This window comes from Paenibacillus sp. FSL R5-0887 (assembly GCF_038002305.1).
In the GTDB taxonomy this organism is placed as follows: Bacteria; Bacillota; Bacilli; order Paenibacillales; family Paenibacillaceae; genus Paenibacillus_AQ; species Paenibacillus_AQ odorifer.
This window is the reverse complement of the sequence record NZ_JBBOCE010000001.1, coordinates 3,608,635-3,627,646: the sequence shown is the minus strand read 5'-3', so window position 1 is coordinate 3,627,646 and position 19,012 is coordinate 3,608,635. Positions and strand designations below refer to the sequence as shown.

Below are 19,012 nucleotides of genomic sequence, written 5' to 3'. Positions count from 1 at the left end.
ATGGACGGGCCGCAACTTGAAGATGGTTATACCCGTGTAGCCAATGAAATATTGGAGCAGGTGGCTCAACGAAAGTTCAATGCCACACAACTAAGAATTATCATGATCGTCTGGCGGTACACCTACGGTTATCGCCGGAAAGACCATGACTTCGCACTAACATTCTTGCAACAGCTCACTTGCCTCTCTGCCAGCACTGTTAAAAGGGAGGTAGGGCTGCTCATTAAATCAAAAGTAATTCTTGTTACTCAAAAAGAAACGAGTGTAATGCCTAGACGGCTATCATTCAATAAACATTATGAACAATGGACTATTCAGAAAAGCGGTGATGAAATGGATTGTGAAAATGACTTGTTTACGTCAGCCGAGGGTTCAGATCTGACCCCTCAAGAATCACTTAATAATGAAATCCGAGGTATCAGATCTAGTACCCCCGAGGTATCAGATCTGACCCCTCAAGTAGAGGTTTCGAGGTATCAGATCCGACCCCCATTAAAAGAAATAAAGATCTTAAAGAAAAGTATTAAAGAAAATATAGCGATGTTTGATGATTTCTATAATAACTACCCTAGAAAGATATCGAAAGAAGCTGCAAAAAAGGCATGGGAAAAGTTGTGCAAGATAGAGGACTTTGATCCGGATACTGCTATTCACAATACAGCCAATTTTGCTGAGACCTGTAAACTGGTTCAAACAGATAAGAAATACATTCCTCATCCTTCAACCTTTCTAAACCAGAAACGCTATAAAGATTATCCGGTGGTAGATCCGGAAGGAATGCTGAAGCCAGCAGTAACAGAAAACCAAAATACAGGCGATGTAATAGACCGCGCTATGCAGAGGGAGTTGATGAACATTGGATCGGGTCGGCGTGACAGCAATTCTGAAATATCTCCGCTCGGCATACCGGAGCTTTGTGATTAATGACAACGAGATAGATGCAGTTATATCCACCTGGCAGGACATTCTTCAGGACATTCCTAATGAAGTGGCTTATGCAACTGTAAGGAATCTTTGTAGGGTGAGACCTAAGTTTGCTCCTGATCCAGCAGATATTTATCTCGCATGCACTGAACACAAAGCAGAGATGACCATTTACCAGGCTCAACGGCTGGAGCAGGAGCAGAGAGTCTTGGAACTTCAAGAGTATCATGAGAAAGAAAAGGTAGGTCCACCACCGGACTTCATTCAGAAAAAGATCGATGCTATTTACAGAACGAAGGTGAAGACAGATGAATCTTGATGCTGAACGAGCGCTACTAGGTTCACTACTAAAGGATCACACCTTGATGGATGATTGTTTTCTTGTGCCTGCTGACTTCACTGAAGAGGAAGAGGATAACCGACTCCTTTTCAAGGTTCTGCAATATGCAAAGGAACATTCGGACGAAGCAGCTAACCCATTTGATCCTGTTGTACTTGTATCCAAATGGGGAGCAAGACTGCAGCGGATTGGAGGGCTTACACGCCTCATGGCTCTACGTGATTCTGTCCCTAGTACAGACAGTTTCACTTATTACCAGCGGGCAGTCCGTACCGATCGTATTCAGCAGGAATTGGCAGAGTTAGGGCGTCAAATTGCAACAAACGGTGGCGGTGACATCGCTGAGCTTAAAGCCAAGATGGAGCAGTTAGAGGAGTTGCAGCAAGGAGACAGTGACGGCGGGCTTGTCCATATGGCTACGTTGCTGGAAGGACATGAAAAAGTAATAGCTAAACGTGCCAACAGTGGTGGTATAACCGGGGCGAAAGCAGCCAGTGAAGATTTCACACAATTGAGTAAAGGACATCAAATTGGTGATTTGGAGATACTGGCAGGCCGCCCTTCAATGGGCAAGACACTCTACATGGCAAATGATGTGGACGCAGTAACGTCATCTGGGTGGGGGGATGCAGTCTTCTCATTGGAGATGGGTGGAATGGAGATTGTTGAACAGATTGCATCATGTATCGGAGGAATAAAAAGAGACCGCATAGCATCGGGGCAGATGTCTGATAACGACTGGCTTCGGTATGGGGATGCCTTAGAGATTATCGCCGGGCGGTTGTTGTATATCGATGATCGTTCAGGAGCGACTGTAGAGTACATTCGCCGACAAGTGAAGTCATTGAAAAAGAAACATCCCGGCAAGCGCTGGGTGATCCATATCGACTTTTTACAGTTCATCCAAACAGAAAAAAACTTTGAAAACACCAAAGAACGTATTGGATACATTACGAAGTATCTGAAGCGAATGGCACGGCAGTTACAGGTCTGCGTTGTCTGCTTATCGGCAGTAGGGCGGAGTTGTGAGCAGCGTCCAGATAAGCGGCCGTTGATGTCAGACTTACGTGACTCCGGGGACATTGAATCAGATGCTGATGTTGTGACATTCATCTATCGAGATGACTATTACTATCCGGAAAGTCCTAAAAAAGGATTCGCTGAGATCATCGTTGCAAAGGGCAGAAAGATTGGGACAGGCACATTTGATATGGCCTTCGTACCGAGTATCAGTCGTTTTGTGAACTTGGACAAGGATCAAAAATACAAGCTCGCTGAGAAGGTGAGAGAGCATGAGCAGCAAAGGAAGAATCGAAGATGATGCAGCCTATGAAAATACGCTTGCATGGATGGTAGAGAAGGCGGAACTGTTGGATGATCCTTTAACGCTGGCAGTGGAAGAACGCAACAAACTGCAACGAATCTATGACTTTGTAGAGCAACGTGTCCTTGAGTACAACCGTGGGCAGATGCTGCTAGCGGACCCGGGACGCCTCAAGCTATACAAGGCTACAGGGGTTGCGTATCAAGAATTCAAATAGGGGGGATGGAAGATGGAAGAATGCAGATGTCCTAATTGCAATTCAGCAGCCACACATACATGGGCGCTAGTGCCATTGTGTCAAGAACACTTTGAAGCAGTGAAACAAGAAACACACCTTTACTATAAAAAGCGAATCGCATATTCTGCACGATTAACATATATGAGCATCAGTTTCTTGATTCCTTGGAGTCGGAAGGAGTGGGGGCATGCGATTCGTAGGGATTGACCCCGCCACTCAAACAGCCGTTGTTGCTCTTGATGAAGATGGAAATCCAGTTCTTGAAGTGACCTTTCGAGGAAAAGGAAAGGATGTCAAAGGTGGTATATCTCCAGAACAACGCATGTCGCTTGAGAACCAGCTTTATAACGTTCTAAAACCCGAGGATGTAATCCTGAAGGAAGGGGTAGCGAACGGCTCTCAAATGCTCATAACCACTGCTAAAATACACGGTGGGCTGGAAGGGATGATTACCCGGAAGGGGTTAACCTTTGAGGAGATAGCTCCACTAGCGGTGAAAAAATATGTGGATGTCCAAAGCTGGATAGGAGAACCGGGATCGAAGGTATTGCTCAAAGGCAAAGCCAAAAAGGAAGCAATGGCTGTCGCAGCCCTGAAGCACTTCGGATACGAGAATCCCAGTCATGACATTGTAGATGCCTATATTATCGCAAAGATATGTGAGGCGATATATAGGGTGCGGAACGGAAGACCAATGGACTCATACCCTCTTTACCAACATGAAGTGATCTGGTCCATCATTGATCCAGAGGCATACAAGGAGTACGAAATAACGAAAAAGAAGAAACCCAAAAAAACGAACACACGCCCAGGGAAGCCTGCGGCGGCGGGCAGTCACACCCATTTGAAGGAACAACAGTTCTTATTTTAGGGAGGTGCGGGGTGAACTGGAAAAAAGCAACGCTTGGACAGCTTTATGAGATTGCCTATAACGATGACGGAGCTGCACCAATTTACAAAAGTAGTGCTCTTGCTGAGATTCAGCGGAGACGTAAAAGACCTATGAGCAAGGTCAATCACAAGATCAAGGCGGTGTATCCAAGATGAGAGAAATCATCGTTGATAACTTCGCAGGTGGCGGAGGTGCTTCCACAGGGATTGAGCTTGCAACTGGACGATCAGTGGACATAGCGATTAACCACGATCCAGCAGCTATAGCCATGCACCGTGCGAATCATCCAGAAACTGAACATTACTGTGAATCTGTGTGGGACGTTGATCCCCGAGAAATTGCAGCAGGACGTCCAGTGGGATTGGTTTGGTTATCACCTGACTGCAAGCACTTCAGTAAAGCTAAGGGTGGAAAACCTGTGGAAAAGACCATCAGAGGGCTTGCTTGGATCGCAGTAAGATGGGCAGCTACAGTTCGTCCTCGGGTGATCATGTTGGAGAATGTTGAAGAGTTTAAAACATGGGGGCCGCTGATGAAAGACGGTTATCCCGATCCTGATCAAAAGGGGCGGACGTTCAATTGCTTCGTCAACGCTCTACGCCGTCAAGGATATAACGTGGAATGGCGTGAACTGAGAGCATGTGATTACGGAGCACCTACAATTCGTAAACGACTGTTTCTGATAGCTCGTCGCGATGGACGCCCGATAGTCTGGCCGGAGCCCACGCACGGAGCCCCGGATAGTCAGGAAGTGTTAGCCGGCAAGCGTGCACCATGGAGAACGGCTGCTGAGATTATTGATTGGTCGCTTCCTTGCCCATCCATCTTTGAACGTAAGAAGCCATTGGCAGATAACACTTTACGTCGAATCGCTCGGGGTATTCAGAAGTTCGTAATCAATAATGCTAATCCGTTTATAGTGCGAGTGAACCATAGTGGATCTAATCATCATTATTGCGATTCTATCGAAGAACCATTTAAGACCATCACGTCAAAGAATGGTTGGGGCCTAGTAACTCCCTATATTGCTCGTATTGGTCAGACTGGATTTGGTGGTGACCGCCTGCAATACGAAGTGGAAGATCCATTAACTACAATCACTACCAAAGCAGAACACTTGCTTGTGACTCCTATTTTGGGGGTCAATACTACCGGCCATCCCGGAAGTCCACCACATGAACCACTCAGGACGATAACAACTGGAAGTCATCACATGCTGCTTAGTCCTACGCTAATTCAAATGGGCTACACCGAAAGGGAGGGGCAAGCTCCACGAGCACTTGATCTTGATAAACCGATCGGAACGATTACAGCAGCTGGAAATAAGTTTGCTCTTGCGGCAGCATGCTTGATTAAGCACTACGGTGGCGGATATAAAGGACCGGGTAACGCAGTAGACGAACCGCTTTCTACAGTCACAACGGTAGATCATAATGCTATCGTTACAAGCCATATGGTCAAGTTACGGGGAACTAATATCGGACATGCAACAGATGAGCCAGTCCATACAGTGACCGCTGGAGGGTTGCATATCGGAGAAGTTAGAGCCTTTCTGATTGCTTATTACGGTTCTAGCGTAGGACAGGATCTATCAGATCCCCTGCAAACGGTAGTTACCAAAGATAGATTTGGGCTAGTAACGATCCATGGTGTGGAATATCAGATCGTAGATATCGGCATGAGAATGCTTGAGCCACATGAACTATTCGCTGCTCAGGGATTCCCGTCCAAATACATCATTAATGTCGATGCCGATGGCAGGCGTTATTCCAAGAGCGCACAGGTTGCTCGGTGCGGAAATGCTGTACCTCCACCATTTGCCGAGGCGCTTGTGAAAGCAAACCTACCAGAAATGTGTGTGGGTGCTGGAAAGTCACTTTCACTTGAGCGCTACAAGCCAGCAGTTGGTCAGATGGAGTTTAGCCTCTGAACTGATTAATTAAAATGCCTCAATGCTGCCTTAAAAGTCTCTACTACTAGTGACACGATTACTGGATGTGCTTCGATCCATTTAATAATTTGAGCTATTTTGTCTTTCATTTGATTTCTCCTCGATAACGTGAGATCCATGGGTATTTTCCATGGTCACGTTAACTATCGCTGTACCTGTCGATTTAGTTGGGAGAGAAATGAAATATTTTAGGGCATAGCCTATAGGAGTGATAAATGATGGATTATCTTCTAAACAAAATCAAAGACTGCACGACAATGCCTGAACTGGACGCAATGAGGCTAGAACTGGTGAAAGCAGGAAAGGCGTTTCCAGATAGTTTTCAGACATTGCAAGCAGCATTTATCAAGAAAAAGAACCAGCTTAACAGGATTCCACTGTGCAAAAGGGAGTGGTAAAGCATGCTAGGTAATGCATAAAAAAACTAGATGGTGAGGGTTAACCTCCCTCTAACTTGCTGAGTAGTAAAACATATAGTTAATTCCAATGAAAAACAGGACTAATAGAACAACTGTCAGAATGCCAAGCCAAATAAGTATCTTACGATTCATTAAATCACCTCGATGTAATTTCCTGAATTATACCATAGGGAGGCATAACCAGTATGAGTGATCAAGAACGTGAGATAAGAGTTAACTTACTGGACGGATCAGAAGTAATTATGAATACCGGTGACAGAGTGTTATTTCAGGCTTCTAGTCCTGGGGCAATTCCACTATCTATAGATCCTGAAATAATCATGGATGATGTGCTGGCTGCTCTAGAAGAGTCACAACAAGAGGGGGAACGATTAAACGAAATTTGCAAACAATTAGCCGGAGAAGAAATGTTGTTCCAAGACGGGAAGTACGAAACTGAAATGCAGATGGTGCAAGGCAAGTTGGTAGAGGCACAGCAGACCATAGCCCGGCACGAAGAAGCGTTAAACGGGATTATTGCTTACAGCACAGATAAAAACGCAGTAGATATTGCGAGTGAATCAATGGGATACCCAGAAGATGAAAACGAAGAAAAAAAATGCGGATATTGTACGGGCAGACCATTAGTTGATAGAAAGCCTTTAATGAAAAGTCAATTAAGTGATTATAGTGTGTTTATCAATAGTGCGAATTACTTGGAGGATAGCGTGATTGGTGGAAGTGTACCACATTCGTTATACGGGGTAAGGATAAAATTCTGCCCTGTATGTGGTAAGGAGTTGGTTGAGTCATGACACAGGTAAAGGATAAGACAGACCAGCAGCTTAACCGGGCGCTGGCGGAGTTGATGGGGTACACAGTCTACCACTATGCAAGGATGTTGCAGAGAGATGCTATTTTGAATTAACAGCTCCTGATGGATATCCGGAAATTGTATTCGGCGGAGAACGTAAGACGGAGCTTGAAGCATGGGCTGACGTTCCTAACTACTGCAATGACCCTGCTGCCAGCCTAGAGGTACAGGCAAAGGCTATAGAGGTAGATCATGAGGGCTATCTGCTTAACTTGATGGATGCTGTATACGGCGGTTATGTAGCTGCATCCTCTGAAAGGATTGCAGGACTACTCACCGCCAGCCCCCGAGAGAGGGCAGAGGAGGCATATATCACGCTACAGGGGGAGACATGAATACCTTAAGCCTGTTCAGTGGAATTGCAGGAATTGATTTAGCAGCTGAGTGGGCCGGCATGCAGACGATAGCATTTTGCGAACGTGAACCATTCCCGCAGAAAGTATTAAAGAAGCGCTGGCCGGATGTTCCTATATACGACGATGTATGCACGTTAACGAAAGCGAGGTTAGAAGCAGATGGAATCGACACTAGAGCAATTGGACTTATTTCCGCCAGATACCCTTGCCAGCCTTTTAGTAATGCCGGGAAGCGAGAAGGCAAAAATGATGACCGCCACCTCTGGCCAGAGGTTAAGCGCCTACTGGAAGAGATCAGACCCCGTTGGTTTGTTGGCGAAAATGTTGCTGGGCACGTCACATTGGGGCTCGACACTGTGCTTTTTGACTTGGGAGACATCGGGTACACCTGCCAATCGTTTGTTATTCCGTCTAGTGCCGTCGGCGCCCCACACCGAAGAGACAGAGTCTTTATTTTGGCCTACACCGACAGCCTCGGAGACAACGGCAAGGGAGAACTTGAAATTGACGGATACAGGAAGAAGGGTATGCAAGAACGGAAGCAGTCACAGTGTCGATCTGGCAACAACAGTGAAAATGTGGCCGACACCTACAACGCGGGAATGGAAGGGTGCCAGGACACCAGAAGCATTAGCAAAGACGGGGCGAAATCCCGAAACGAACACCCTTGGGGATGCGGTGAGAATAAATCAAGAAGGTCAACTCAACCCGAATTGGGTAGAGTCCTTGATGGGATTTCCTCAAGATTGGACAAACACAGATGGCCTGCTGGATTAGGAGCACAACAATATGACTGGGAGCCGAGAAGAGTGGCAACCGGTGTAAAAGACAGAGTCGGAAGGTTGAAGGCACTGGGTAACGCTGTAAATCCACGCCAGATCTACCCGATCATGGCTGCTATAAAAGCGATAGATGATGCACTAAGCCGACAGGCCACCGTAACGACCGAATAGGCGCGAGCCGTAAGAGATCATTCGGATCATTAAGGGAGTAGGAGTAGCCCTCCTCTCCCAACAACTGTGAAGCAAAAGTATTTACAACTTAGATTTCTCTTTATACTTTGACCAATTAATCCAAGAGATGCTTAAAAAACCTAAAGTCATAATAAGAAGTTGTATTGGATCTCGATTAATATCGAATACAATTCCGATGCTAGCAGCGAGAGGAATTAATACAAGACAAATAATAGAAATCCATTTATTAATATTTTGAGATTCCCTTTTTTCGGTATTCATATTTTAACCCCATTTTCAAAAAAAATAGTAATTATCAACCTAATATATTATATCATGCCAACTTAGGTTGATGTCCACACGCTGTACAGTACGAAGATACATGGACAGAGAGGGTTAGTAGCCCTCCTCTCCCACAAGGAGGATATAACGTGGCATGTTCAGCATTTAACGGTTCTACATGTTCGGTAAGCGGCAGCTCTTGCATGTTTGTATTTCCTGACAGCCAAGCTTGCGCTGAAATCTACAATGAAGGTCCTGACGCTCATGTCGATAAGTGCGAGGATTGCAGGTTCTTTTACACGAATGATGGTAAGCGTTGCTGTACAACGAGACCTTATTTTCCAGTATGGGAAGGAGATCCTCCTAAGACAGATTATTTAGAAGATGACTTAACGTCTTGTGGTGGATTTGAAGCAGCAAGGGAGGAAGCCCAATGACACAAAGGGACTGGCAAAAGGATATGGATGATGTACAAGGCTATCTGAAGAATAAGCACCTAGTCCACCATAATGAACAGACTTTAAGAGGGGAACCAGTTGCTGTGGTACTTCAATACTGGCTCCAAGAAGCCAAAGAACTCCAAGAGATCATGTCGGGACGTGGTAGAGAAATACTAAGACTTCGTAGCTTATTGGGAGGTCTCAATGATGAACTGACAGCAACAGAAGACCGCGCAGACGCAGCAGAGGCACGGGAACAAAAATTAATAGATATCATGCATATCATCGCGTTTGAATCAGATGACGAAAAGACCAGGGAATATGCGTCACAGATGTTATCCACCCTTTACCTAGATACCCCAGCACCCACACCAACAAAGACGCGGCATGCTTGCTTCAACTGTGATGGAGAGAAAACGTTCGTGTGCTATCACGATAACCAAGGACCAACCATTGAACCTTGTGAAATATGTAATGGTGAGGGGACTCTGCTGTATGACGAAGAGCAACTCAAGCATTTGCTACCAGACGTAGCACCCAAGGAGGGTAGCTCATGAAGCTTGTGAAATTGAAAGATGTGATAGAGACATTGGAAGATTTAAAGGACAACTATAATGATTTGCGTTTGTTGATAGCTGACCAAGTTAGAGACAAGCAAATCGATGAAGCGAAAAATAACTTTGAGAAGTTGGAGAGATTAGGAATAGCAATAGAGCAAATGGAGAACTTGAATGTCCAAGTGTAGGCAAATGGAATTCGCAGGGTAGGCTGTACTGAACTTATAACACCCAAATTTGAGAGGAGCAATTATAAATGGCTAAAGCAGAAAAGTTTCACACAGAAGCAATCGAGGAAACATATGAAATGTTGGCAGATATGATCCAGAAGCACCACCATTATTTTGGTGACACAGAGGTACTGATCCTCATGAAGCACGGCGGCTGGAAGTCCAAAGGTAAGACAGTGTTCGGCAAGTTTAAGGTGCTGGGTGATGATCTGCGTAGCACATGGGAAAAAGACGCTATCCTGTACCTCAACGCCGAGATGTGGAACAAGATGAGCGAACCACAACAAAGGTACGTATTAGATCATGCGCTCTTTATGCTTGATCTCAAGTCGGACAAGGACGGCAACACTTTGGAAGCAGCTGACGGGCGCCCATTGCTTAAGACAGTTCCGCCTGATATTGAGGCATTTGTTGAGGTCATCAAGCGCCACGGTCCAACGACTGAGGACGTAAAACGCCTTGGACTCGCAATTAAAGAAGTGAATATGGACCAGCTAACCATTGAAGATGTGATCGCTAAACAACAGGGCGGGGATCAACCAAAACAACCAGGAAACGGCGTCAAGGTTACTCATAACCTAGATGGGACAGTGGAGGTTGAGGACAAGAATCAACTCACGATTGAACAGCTCGCTGAAGCAGAAGCTACTACTGAAAATGGTGTAGGTGATGGTCCTAAAATCCCTGAGAGTGACGACGATCTGCCGTTCTAAGCTGGTACACGCCCCGGCTTCGGTCGGGGAACTCTCTTTACAGATAGAGGTGATTGAGTGACACAGATTACGTTTGAACTACCGGAATTGGATAGAAAGAGGACGCAGGCTGCAGTAGAGGCGGCATTGGAGAAGTACCGAATATTCAAATCTACTTTGATTGAAGAACGAGAAGCACAAACAATAGCTTCCTGGTCAGATGCTCCAAAAGGCTTCACAGGAACAACTAGTGACCAGACATCTAACATCGCAATTTATAATGTTGATGAACCGGCAGCTCGCAAAGCTTATTGTGAAAGAATTGAGAGGGCGGTCAGTAAGCTTCCTAGAAGAGAACGTTTATTGATTACAGAGAGGTACCTTAATACAGATTGTGATTTTGATTATGTGGTATTCAATCATGTTTTTGATCCTCCAATCGGAGAGACGACCTATTACAGATTAAAGTGGAAGGCGTTCTATAAGATCGCACTAAACCTTAATATACAAGTAGTTAAGGAAGTGAAGGGATCAAGAAATATTGAAGGGAATAAGAAGTCATAAGACAACCATTTATGACAGTATGATAAATTGAGGTGATGATATGAGCACGCTGAATATAGATGATCTGCCTCCAGTTCTCAAGGTAGAAGATATACAGAAGTTTTTAACAATTGGCAGAAATCAAGCTTATGATTTGTGTAACTCCGGACAGTTCCATGTGGTTAAAGTGGGTAGATCAATTAAAATTCCTCGTGAGCCATTCGTGAAATGGTTTCTGGGAGAAAGTAAAGAAAAGCAAGGCTAACAGCCTGCTTTTTTTTTGCAAAGTACATTTCAAAAAGTAGTATCTAGTATCAATATTCACTTAGGTTTCTGTGAAATATGGTATTATTTAGGGGTGATATACAATTTTAAAAATTCATATCCAAGTAGGGGAGAAATATATGACAAAGATCTGTTCTGTGAATATGTATTTTGAATATGTGTGGGATGAAATTGAGGAACTTGGATTTGAAGATAGTCAATCTTTTTTGGATTACGAAATTATAGTATGGAATCCTAACCATTTGTTTGGGAGTTATACGGAGCATTCGAAATATAAAGGGTGCAGGTCAATTGATGATCATGATTCTGTTAGAATCTTAAAGGATATTGAGAGACGACTATTAGAAATTAATACACTATTAGAAATGGGGAAAAATATTTTTATAGTTTCTCCAAAACCGGAGACTTGTTACCTTGATTCTGGACAGAGAGAGTATTCAGGAACAGGGAAAAATAGACAAACAACAAGAAAAGTTTACCCGTTTAATTTAGTAAAATCCATGCCTATAGAGGGAATAGATACAGTTGAGGCTGAAGGGAAAAATTTTGAATTTAGGGGGGGAGGGCCATTCAAAGACTTTATCGAGTCTAATAAAAAAACGATGAGGTATAACTCCTATTTTAGTAAATCTATGGGGTCTCCTTATTTATTTATAAAAGGTACTGAAAAAGTTGTAGGAACCTGTTTTGATAGCTTGAATGGGAAGATTGTTTTTATTCCGAATGTACTCGATGCAGAAGTGGAGGTTTCAGATGATGAAAGGATGCAAGCTGAAGAGGTTTTCATTGAATCGATTGTGAAGCTAGATAGCGCGTTAAAAAGTAAAGTGGAAAGCGAGATTTTACCTGAATGGAGTAATAACTACCTACTCCCCGATGAGCACGAAGAGAAGGGGAAACTTATGGAGTTACAGAAACAAATAGAATTGTTGGAGTCTAGGATTATAGATCAGCGTCAAGCAATTAAAGATATTGAGGAATATAAAATATTATTTACAGGGACAGGTACTCCTTTAGAGCAAATAATAAAGAAAATATTCATAGAACTTGGTTTTGAAGCTACCGAGGGGCTACCTGGTCGAGATGATTTGATTTTAAAATATATGGATAAAGTAGCAGTAGTAGAAGTAAAAGGTGTGACCAAAAGCGCAGCTGAGAAGCATGCGGCCCAGTTAGAGAAGTGGGTTAGTGGATACATAGAAAAGTATGGCGTTAGTCCGAAAGGTATGCTTATTGTAAATTCTTTTTGCAATTTACCTCTCACTGAAAGAGTGGAGGAGACCTTTCCACATCAAATGTTGAGCTACTCAGAAAAAAGAGAGCATGTTTTATTAAACACTTTGCAACTTTTAGGCGCATTTATAGATATTCGCAAAAAACCTGAAATTAAAGAAAGTGTAATCGAAGATCTATTTTCTACTAATGGGACTTACAATTCCTATAACAATTGGTTTGAATTTCTGGATCACACTGCATTATAGATGAGATTTTTCCAACTTCTAAATTGGTGCTATTTTTGGTGTTAAACTTTAGAATATTTAAAGGGATATCGAAAAACTAAGAAAGATTAGAATAAGGACAACCCCTTTGTTGACGCTAATCCAAGGTAATAATAGGGGATGGTAAGGGAACATGAAATACGCGCAAATACACGGTGTTCACACCATTGAAGGGGAACGAACACCACAGCAAATTTCTGTTGACTCATCGTGAGCGCGAAGTTTTTGAGCTTCTCGTGCAGGACAAAACGACTCGTGATATCGCTGGCTTATTATTTATCAGCGAAAAAACAGTTCGAAACCACATTTCCAATGTAATGCAAAAACTAAACGTTAAAGGCCGTTCACAAGCGGTTGTCGAGCTGATCAAGCTTGGGGAGCTGAAAATATAGCTGGCCATGTCTTCGGAAGTGACGCGTTTAAGCCTTCTTTTGCCCTTCGGGGCAAAGGGAGGTTTTTTGTTTACTCACCAAAACAACTGAAGAGTGAGTTAGATCACCGTATGATTTTTATGACATGGTAAATTAGAGCTATTAAGGTAGTTCAGGAGGATCTGTTATGACCAGATATGAACAACAAAGAAATTTTCTGAAATCCAATTTTCATGAATTCAAACATATCAAAACAGATAAGATCAAGGGAATTGCACAACCGCCAATTGTTAAGCTATTTGATTCAGATGCACTAATTATTGATTTGCCCAAGGTCAGCAAAGACGTTGTGAGTAAAGAAAATATTTTTGATTGTATAGATCAAAGAAGAAGTACACGGTTCTATTCTGAGGATACTGTTAGTCTGGAGGAGTTATCCTATTTATTATGGGCTACCCAAGGGATTAGCGGTATGAATAAGAACGGACTTACGCTGCGGACTGTACCCTGCAGTGGGGCGACGCACACCTTTGAAACCTATTTAATGATTATGCGTGTAGAGGGCATTGGACAAGGGATCTACAGATACCTGCCTGTGGAACATAAGCTCTTATTTATGTTTGAATTAGATCAACTTGAACAAAAGATTGATGCTATTACTTTGGATCAGCCCTTTGTCCCTAACTTTGCCAAAAAGGCTTCTGTATTGTTTGCCTGGAGTACCACACCCTACCGCTCCGAATGGAAGTATGATATTTCTGCTCACAAAAAAATCCTCATCGATGTTGGACATGTCTGCCAGAACCTTTATTTAGCCAGCGAATCCATCGGTGCAGGTGCTTGCGCAATTGGAATCTATGATCAAAAGTTGATAGATGAGATTTTAGAATTAGACGGCGATGAAGAGTTTGTTATCTATCTTGGGGCAGTTGGGAAGAAACGAGAGTAGCTATGAAGGCTAGATACGGCTTCGGAAGTGAGACATATAAGCCTTTTTCACCCTTCGGGGTGGGAAAGGTTTTTTTGATTATAATCCAGTGTATTTGCCCAACTGCTCAGTCTGAACGAAGAGGAAATCGTAATGTTTAATTGATAATCATTCTCATTGCATATATAATTAACCCAAAGTAAGAGGAAGCAGGGATGAGCATGGAGCGAAGCAATGGACTGAAAGAAGCAGAAACGATTGATGCCCATAAGACGCTTACATGTGAAGGGGTGGATTATAATTATCGTTTTGATGGGGCTCATTTTGAGATTAAACCTCCAGTCGAAATAGGGGAAGGCAGTTGCCGTAGCCTGCTTAGCCATGGGTATATCCAGATGACAGATTTTAATCTCTGTTTTAATCGGGATATCGAAGCGAAGGGCAATTTTAGCACTCCGCGTACAGAGCTGGCATTCTGCATGGGGCATGGCATTGAGTGGGGGACCTCGCTGAAATCGGACTATTTTGTTATAGATACAGGAGAAATTGCGCTGTTTCATGGCGGAGTAAGAAGTGAAAACTGCACATACCTGAGTGGAGCGGGGTACCGATTCATCAGCATAGATATGAGCCCTGCACAATTTGAGCGGATGACCAGTGGTCTGACTGAGGATACACGGCTTCGCATCGGAGCTGGTGCGGGTTTGTTTTTTGGAAAAAATAACATCACACCATCCATCCGCTTCATTCTATCGCAGATTGCGGATTGTTCCTATAGCCATGGCATGCGTGAACTTTATCTGGAGGGCAAAATGCTGGAGCTTATGGCGGTCTATCTCAATGAATCTTTATATGAAGCAGACCGGATTCCACGCTCGGTCAAGCTGTCCAGAGAGGATATGGAGAGCCTGCGGCTCGCTAAGGAGATTTTACAGCGTGATTATTTGCACCCGCCGACGCTTGCAGGCCTTTCTCGCATTATATGCCTCAATGAGTTCAAGCTGAAAAAGGGCTTTAAGGAAATGTTTGGTTATACCGTGCATGCCTACGTTATCGAACAACGGATGCAGAGAGCGCAGCAGCTGCTGGAACAAGGGAGTATGACTGTAAGTGAAGCAGCCTCCAGAGTTGGATACGGTAATGTGAGTCATTTCTCGGCAGCCTTCCGCAAAAAGTTCGGTGTGCGTCCAGGAGAATATCTGATCAGCGGCAGGCAGCGTCTCTTCGGTATTAAGTTGTAAGTCCGTATCCTGCACAGATGCTCCTGATTTGGTTAATTATAATCCCTTAAACGGTAGCAATCGTGAACAACGTTCCTATACACTAGTGCACAGAGAATCATTCTCAGTGCACTTTTTTTGCGCGTAATTACCAAGAGTGGGGGAACGGCTGTGAGTAAAACCAAAACCGGCATGCCAAGGCTGCTGGAGATCGCCGGAGAGAAGCGAGGTTTGCTGCTCTTGTCCGGAATATTGTCATCTGTCAGCGCTGTATTAATGCTGATTCCGTTTTTGTCTGTTTATTTCATTTTGGCAGAGCTGCTGCGCCATGCTTCATCGCCTGGACAGGTCGACGGTGCGTATATGATCCGCTGGGGGTGGATTGCACTTGGAGGGTTAATCGGAGGGCTGGTGACTTCGTATTGTGGAATTATGTGCTCGCATATTGCGGCTTTTCGAATTCAATATAATTTGCGTGTGCGAATGACCGAGCATTTGGGCAGATTGCCGCTCGGATTCCTGAACGGGACTTCAACAGGCGTGGTCAAGAAGACGCTAGAGCAGAATGTCGACAAGGTGGAAAATTTCGTAGCGCATCAGCTTCCCGATTTAGTCAGCGTGCTGGCTTCTACGGTGCTGATGATCGTGGCGATGTTTTGGCTTAGTCCGCCGTTAGCGGTAGCTTGCCTGCTGCCGATAATTATAGGATTAGGTGTGCAGTCAGCGCTTATGATGAGCAGCAGAGGCAAGGCCAGTGTGAAGCAGTATCATGATTCGTTGGAGCAGATCAATACTTCGGCGGTGCAGTATGTACGGGGGATGCCCGCGGTTAAGGTGTTCGGGCAGACAGTGCATTCTTTCAGAAAGTTCTACAGTGATATGACCAGCTACCGCGATTATTGTCTGGAGTATACGGACCGTTATCAAACAGGTTATATCTTATTCAAAACATTGCTGGCATCACCATTTGCCTTTATTTTGCCGGTGGGCGTCTTCATGCTAAGCGGTCGGCCGGATTCCATGTCCTTTGCGCTTGTGCTGTTGTTCTTTCTGATTATGGCACCCGGCGTTTCATCTCCGCTCTACAAGCTACTTCTGCTGGCTTCAAGCACTCGGGATATTGGCGAAGGCGTGGAGCGGATGGACCGTCTCTTAGCACAGCAGCCTGTACCGGAAATAGCAGAACCGCTATCCCCGCATACTTTTGATGTTGAATTTGTGGATGTAACTTTCTCCTACAGTGAAGATGCAGGGACTGCAGCGGCGCTTAGCGAAGTCTCATTCCGTGCAGAACAAGGGAAGGTTACAGCACTGGTAGGCCCGTCAGGTTCGGGAAAATCGACGGTGGCCAGCTTGGTGCCGCGGTTCTGGGACCCGCAAGTGGGTGCGATCCGTATCGGTGGAGTCGATATTCGCCATATGGCGATCCATGAATTAATGAATACAGTTGCTTTTGTATTTCAGGAAACCTTCCTGTTCTATGACACTTTGTATGAGAATATTGCTGTCGGCAAACCGGGAGCGACTTTGGAGGAAGTCCAGGCTGCAGCCAGAGCGGCACAATGCGACGAGTTCATTACTCGGCTCCCGCAGGGATACGATACGTTAATTGGTGAGGGCGGTGTCTATCTCTCGGGTGGTGAGGAGCAGCGCATTGCGGTAGCTCGGGCTATTCTCAAAAATGCACCAGTGCTCGTGCTCGACGAAGCGACCGCTTTTGCCGACCCGGAAAATGAGTTTCATATGCAGTTAGCACTTACGGAGCTTATGCGCGGCAAGACGGTTATTGTCATTGCTCACCGACTCTCCTCTATACGTGAAGCTGCACAAATTCTGGTGCTGCGGGATGGAGAAATCGTGGAACGTGGAGAGCACGCAGGTTTGATTGAGGCGGACGGGCTTTACGCAAAAATGTGGCATGCCTACACTGACGCCGGAGATTGGCATATGGAAAAAGGAGGGGATCAGCTATGAAGGTATTGCATAATATTACTGCCGGTAAACCGCAGCAGTTGCTGAAGCCTGTGCTTTTTTCCTTGTTGGCTAATCTAGTTAGTGTGCTTCCGTTCGCGCTTGTAATTGAGGCGGTGCGGTTGATTTTTGCTCCTTATATTACTGTAGGCGCAGAACTTCAGACAGAACGCCTTTGGTGGATCTGCGCAGGGCTTGTCGCCGTCATGGTGCTGATGTTCCTGAGTGAGATTCCCGCCTATCGCACCGCTTACCGCGGGGCATACAATGTTGCTGCACAGGGACGTGCGGAATTAGCAGAACATCTGCGGAAGCTTCCGCTGGGTTACCTGACTCGCCGGGACCCAGGTGATTTAGCCAATATGATGATGGGCGATTTCACGCTCGTTGAGACGGGCATATCACATCTGCTGCCACAGCTTGCGGGGGCTTTTGTCCTGCCGATATTTGCACTTGCTGGTTTACTGTTTTTGGACTGGCGGATGGCGATTTCCATGTTCGTAGCGCTGCCGGTTGCTCTTCTGATCATGTATATATCGGGCAAGCTGCGGCGGAGACTCGGAGCGGATCATATGAAGGCCAAGCTGAACGCTGCGAACCGCTTGCAAGAATACTTGAACGGTATACGGGTAATGAAGGCCTATAACCTGACGGGAGAACGATTTGTCCGTCTGGATAACTCTTTTAAAACTTTGATGAAGGAAAGTGTGAAGCTGGAAGGGATGTTCGGTCCGGTTATTCTAACCGCTATGGCTCTTCTTCGTGCGGGACTGACCTTAATGGTATACGTAGGTGTTCATCTATTATTAGGGGGGGAGCTCGGTATTTTGCAGTTGGCAGTATTCCTTATTGTCGGCACACGTATCTATGATCCATTGACCACGGCGCTAGCCAATTATGCCGAATTCCGCTACAACGAACAAGCGGGTGAACGTATAGTAGACCTGCTACGCCAGCCGGTAATGACAGGTAATACGAGTCCTCTTCCTAAAAGCAGCACCATTCGGTTTGACAATGTAACCTTTAGCTATGGAGGAGAGCCTGTTCTCAAAAATTTAAGTCTGGAAATGCCGCAAGGTTCACTGACTGCAATTGTGGGCCCGTCAGGCAGCGGCAAGAGTACAGTGCTGCGCCTGATCTCACGTTTCTATGATCCTGAAGAAGGGAGCGTTCTGCTAGGTGGGCGCAACATCAAGGATATTGATCCAGAACATCTGCTAGGATCTGTATCGGTGGTGTTTCAGGATGTGTACCTATTCCAAGATACCATCGGGAACAACATTGCTTTTGGGCGGCCGGGGGCGTCGCAGCGGGATATTCAGCAGGCAGCGCAAATGGCTCACTGCCATGATTTCATCATGAAATTACCGCTTGGTTATGACACGCCGGTAGGCGAAGGCGGCAGTACGCTGTCCGGAGGGGAGAAGCAGCGAATTTCCATTGCCCGTGCGATTCTCAAGAACGCTCCAATTGTGCTGTTGGATGAAGCTACTGCATCGCTTGACCCGCAGAATGAGGCCGAAATCCAGAAAGGAATTGATGCGTTGATTACGGGCAGAACCGTCATTGTTATCGCCCACCGGTTGAAAACCATACGCGGTGCGGACAACATTATCGTACTGGAAGACGGTCGGCTGGTCGAGCAGGGACGACATGAAGCCTTACTGTTGTGCGGCGGACTGTACGACCGGCTCTGGAAGCTGCAACAGCAATCCGTTGGATTCCGCATCACATCTTAGGCAAT

Annotated in this window: 22 protein-coding genes and 1 pseudogene; all 23 read left to right on the top strand. The window is 45.2% G+C overall.

Annotated features, from left to right (window positions below):
• The 23 genes and pseudogenes from MKY14_RS16140 (at position 1) to MKY14_RS16030 (ending at position 19,007) form a co-directional block, all read left to right on the top strand.
• Positions 1-924, top strand: coding sequence for a replication protein (locus MKY14_RS16140; RefSeq protein ID WP_340976848.1), 924 nt, complete (start codon positions 1-3; stop codon positions 922-924).
• Positions 857-1,243, top strand: a complete 387-nt coding sequence (locus MKY14_RS16135; protein WP_340976847.1) for a replicative helicase loader/inhibitor — start codon at positions 857-859, stop codon at positions 1,241-1,243. Before MKY14_RS16140 ends, MKY14_RS16135 begins: the two co-directional genes overlap by 68 nt.
• Positions 1,233-2,585 carry a replicative DNA helicase gene (locus MKY14_RS16130; RefSeq protein ID WP_036687867.1) on the top strand — a complete coding sequence of 451 codons (1,353 nt, stop codon included), beginning with the start codon at positions 1,233-1,235 and terminating at the stop codon, positions 2,583-2,585. Before MKY14_RS16135 ends, MKY14_RS16130 begins: the two co-directional genes overlap by 11 nt.
• The gene (locus MKY14_RS16125; protein ID WP_340976845.1) at positions 2,557-2,805 is read left to right on the top strand and encodes a hypothetical protein; all 249 of its coding nucleotides are present in this window, start codon (positions 2,557-2,559) and stop codon (positions 2,803-2,805) included. Before MKY14_RS16130 ends, MKY14_RS16125 begins: the two co-directional genes overlap by 29 nt.
• A 208-nt stretch (positions 2,806-3,013) precedes the next feature.
• Positions 3,014-3,697 carry a hypothetical protein gene (locus MKY14_RS16120; protein WP_076218633.1) on the top strand — a complete coding sequence of 228 codons (684 nt, stop codon included), beginning with the start codon at positions 3,014-3,016 and terminating at the stop codon, positions 3,695-3,697.
• An 11-nt stretch (positions 3,698-3,708) separates the two neighbouring features.
• Positions 3,709-3,873, top strand: coding sequence for a hypothetical protein (locus tag MKY14_RS16115; RefSeq protein ID WP_179086920.1), 165 nt, complete (start codon positions 3,709-3,711; stop codon positions 3,871-3,873).
• Complete coding sequence (locus MKY14_RS16110; RefSeq protein ID WP_340976844.1) at positions 3,870-5,648, top strand: DNA cytosine methyltransferase; 1,779 nt, start codon at positions 3,870-3,872, stop codon at positions 5,646-5,648. Before MKY14_RS16115 ends, MKY14_RS16110 begins: the two co-directional genes overlap by 4 nt.
• Before the next feature lie 236 nt (positions 5,649-5,884).
• Positions 5,885-6,067 (top strand): hypothetical protein, encoded by a 183-nt coding sequence (locus tag MKY14_RS16105; protein WP_340976842.1) that lies wholly within the window; start codon positions 5,885-5,887, stop codon positions 6,065-6,067.
• Between the two features lie 206 nt (positions 6,068-6,273).
• Positions 6,274-6,882 carry a hypothetical protein gene (locus MKY14_RS16100; RefSeq protein ID WP_340976840.1) on the top strand — a complete coding sequence of 203 codons (609 nt, stop codon included), beginning with the start codon at positions 6,274-6,276 and terminating at the stop codon, positions 6,880-6,882.
• Between the two features lie 390 nt (positions 6,883-7,272).
• Positions 7,273-7,755 (top strand): annotated as a pseudogene (locus tag MKY14_RS16095) (DNA cytosine methyltransferase); the annotation flags it as partial.
• A 351-nt stretch (positions 7,756-8,106) separates the two neighbouring features.
• Complete coding sequence (locus tag MKY14_RS16090) at positions 8,107-8,250, top strand: hypothetical protein (RefSeq protein ID WP_340977062.1); 144 nt, start codon at positions 8,107-8,109, stop codon at positions 8,248-8,250.
• A gap of 431 nt (positions 8,251-8,681) precedes the next feature.
• Positions 8,682-8,969 (top strand): hypothetical protein, encoded by a 288-nt coding sequence (locus MKY14_RS16085; protein WP_340976839.1) that lies wholly within the window; start codon positions 8,682-8,684, stop codon positions 8,967-8,969.
• A complete protein-coding gene (locus MKY14_RS16080) occupies positions 8,966-9,529 on the top strand; it encodes a hypothetical protein (RefSeq protein ID WP_340976838.1) in 564 nt (187 codons plus the stop codon). Before MKY14_RS16085 ends, MKY14_RS16080 begins: the two co-directional genes overlap by 4 nt.
• Entirely contained in the window at positions 9,526-9,717 is a 192-nt protein-coding gene (locus MKY14_RS16075) for a hypothetical protein (RefSeq protein ID WP_340976837.1), read from the top strand. Before MKY14_RS16080 ends, MKY14_RS16075 begins: the two co-directional genes overlap by 4 nt.
• Before the next feature lie 68 nt (positions 9,718-9,785).
• On the top strand, positions 9,786-10,472 hold the full coding sequence (locus tag MKY14_RS16070) for a putative metallopeptidase (RefSeq protein ID WP_340976836.1): 687 nt from the start codon (positions 9,786-9,788) through the stop codon (positions 10,470-10,472).
• 57 nt (positions 10,473-10,529) lie between these two features.
• Positions 10,530-11,015, top strand: a complete 486-nt coding sequence (locus MKY14_RS16065; RefSeq protein WP_340976835.1) for an ArpU family phage packaging/lysis transcriptional regulator — start codon at positions 10,530-10,532, stop codon at positions 11,013-11,015.
• 40 nt (positions 11,016-11,055) lie between these two features.
• Positions 11,056-11,259 (top strand): helix-turn-helix domain-containing protein, encoded by a 204-nt coding sequence (locus tag MKY14_RS16060; protein ID WP_340976833.1) that lies wholly within the window; start codon positions 11,056-11,058, stop codon positions 11,257-11,259.
• 139 nt (positions 11,260-11,398) lie between these two features.
• Complete coding sequence (locus MKY14_RS16055; protein WP_340976832.1) at positions 11,399-12,760, top strand: hypothetical protein; 1,362 nt, start codon at positions 11,399-11,401, stop codon at positions 12,758-12,760.
• A gap of 185 nt (positions 12,761-12,945) precedes the next feature.
• Positions 12,946-13,170 (top strand): helix-turn-helix domain-containing protein, encoded by a 225-nt coding sequence (locus MKY14_RS16050; protein WP_019908812.1) that lies wholly within the window; start codon positions 12,946-12,948, stop codon positions 13,168-13,170.
• Positions 13,171-13,336: 166 nt separating this feature from the next.
• Positions 13,337-14,098 carry a SagB/ThcOx family dehydrogenase gene (locus MKY14_RS16045; RefSeq protein ID WP_076281920.1) on the top strand — a complete coding sequence of 254 codons (762 nt, stop codon included), beginning with the start codon at positions 13,337-13,339 and terminating at the stop codon, positions 14,096-14,098.
• 194 nt (positions 14,099-14,292) lie between these two features.
• Positions 14,293-15,318, top strand: a complete 1,026-nt coding sequence (locus tag MKY14_RS16040; protein WP_076281919.1) for a helix-turn-helix transcriptional regulator — start codon at positions 14,293-14,295, stop codon at positions 15,316-15,318.
• 171 nt (positions 15,319-15,489) lie between these two features.
• A complete protein-coding gene (locus MKY14_RS16035) occupies positions 15,490-17,271 on the top strand; it encodes an ABC transporter ATP-binding protein (protein ID WP_076281989.1) in 1,782 nt (593 codons plus the stop codon).
• Entirely contained in the window at positions 17,268-19,007 is a 1,740-nt protein-coding gene (locus tag MKY14_RS16030) for an ABC transporter ATP-binding protein (protein WP_076281918.1), read from the top strand. Before MKY14_RS16035 ends, MKY14_RS16030 begins: the two co-directional genes overlap by 4 nt.
• Positions 19,008-19,012: the final 5 nt, after the last annotated feature.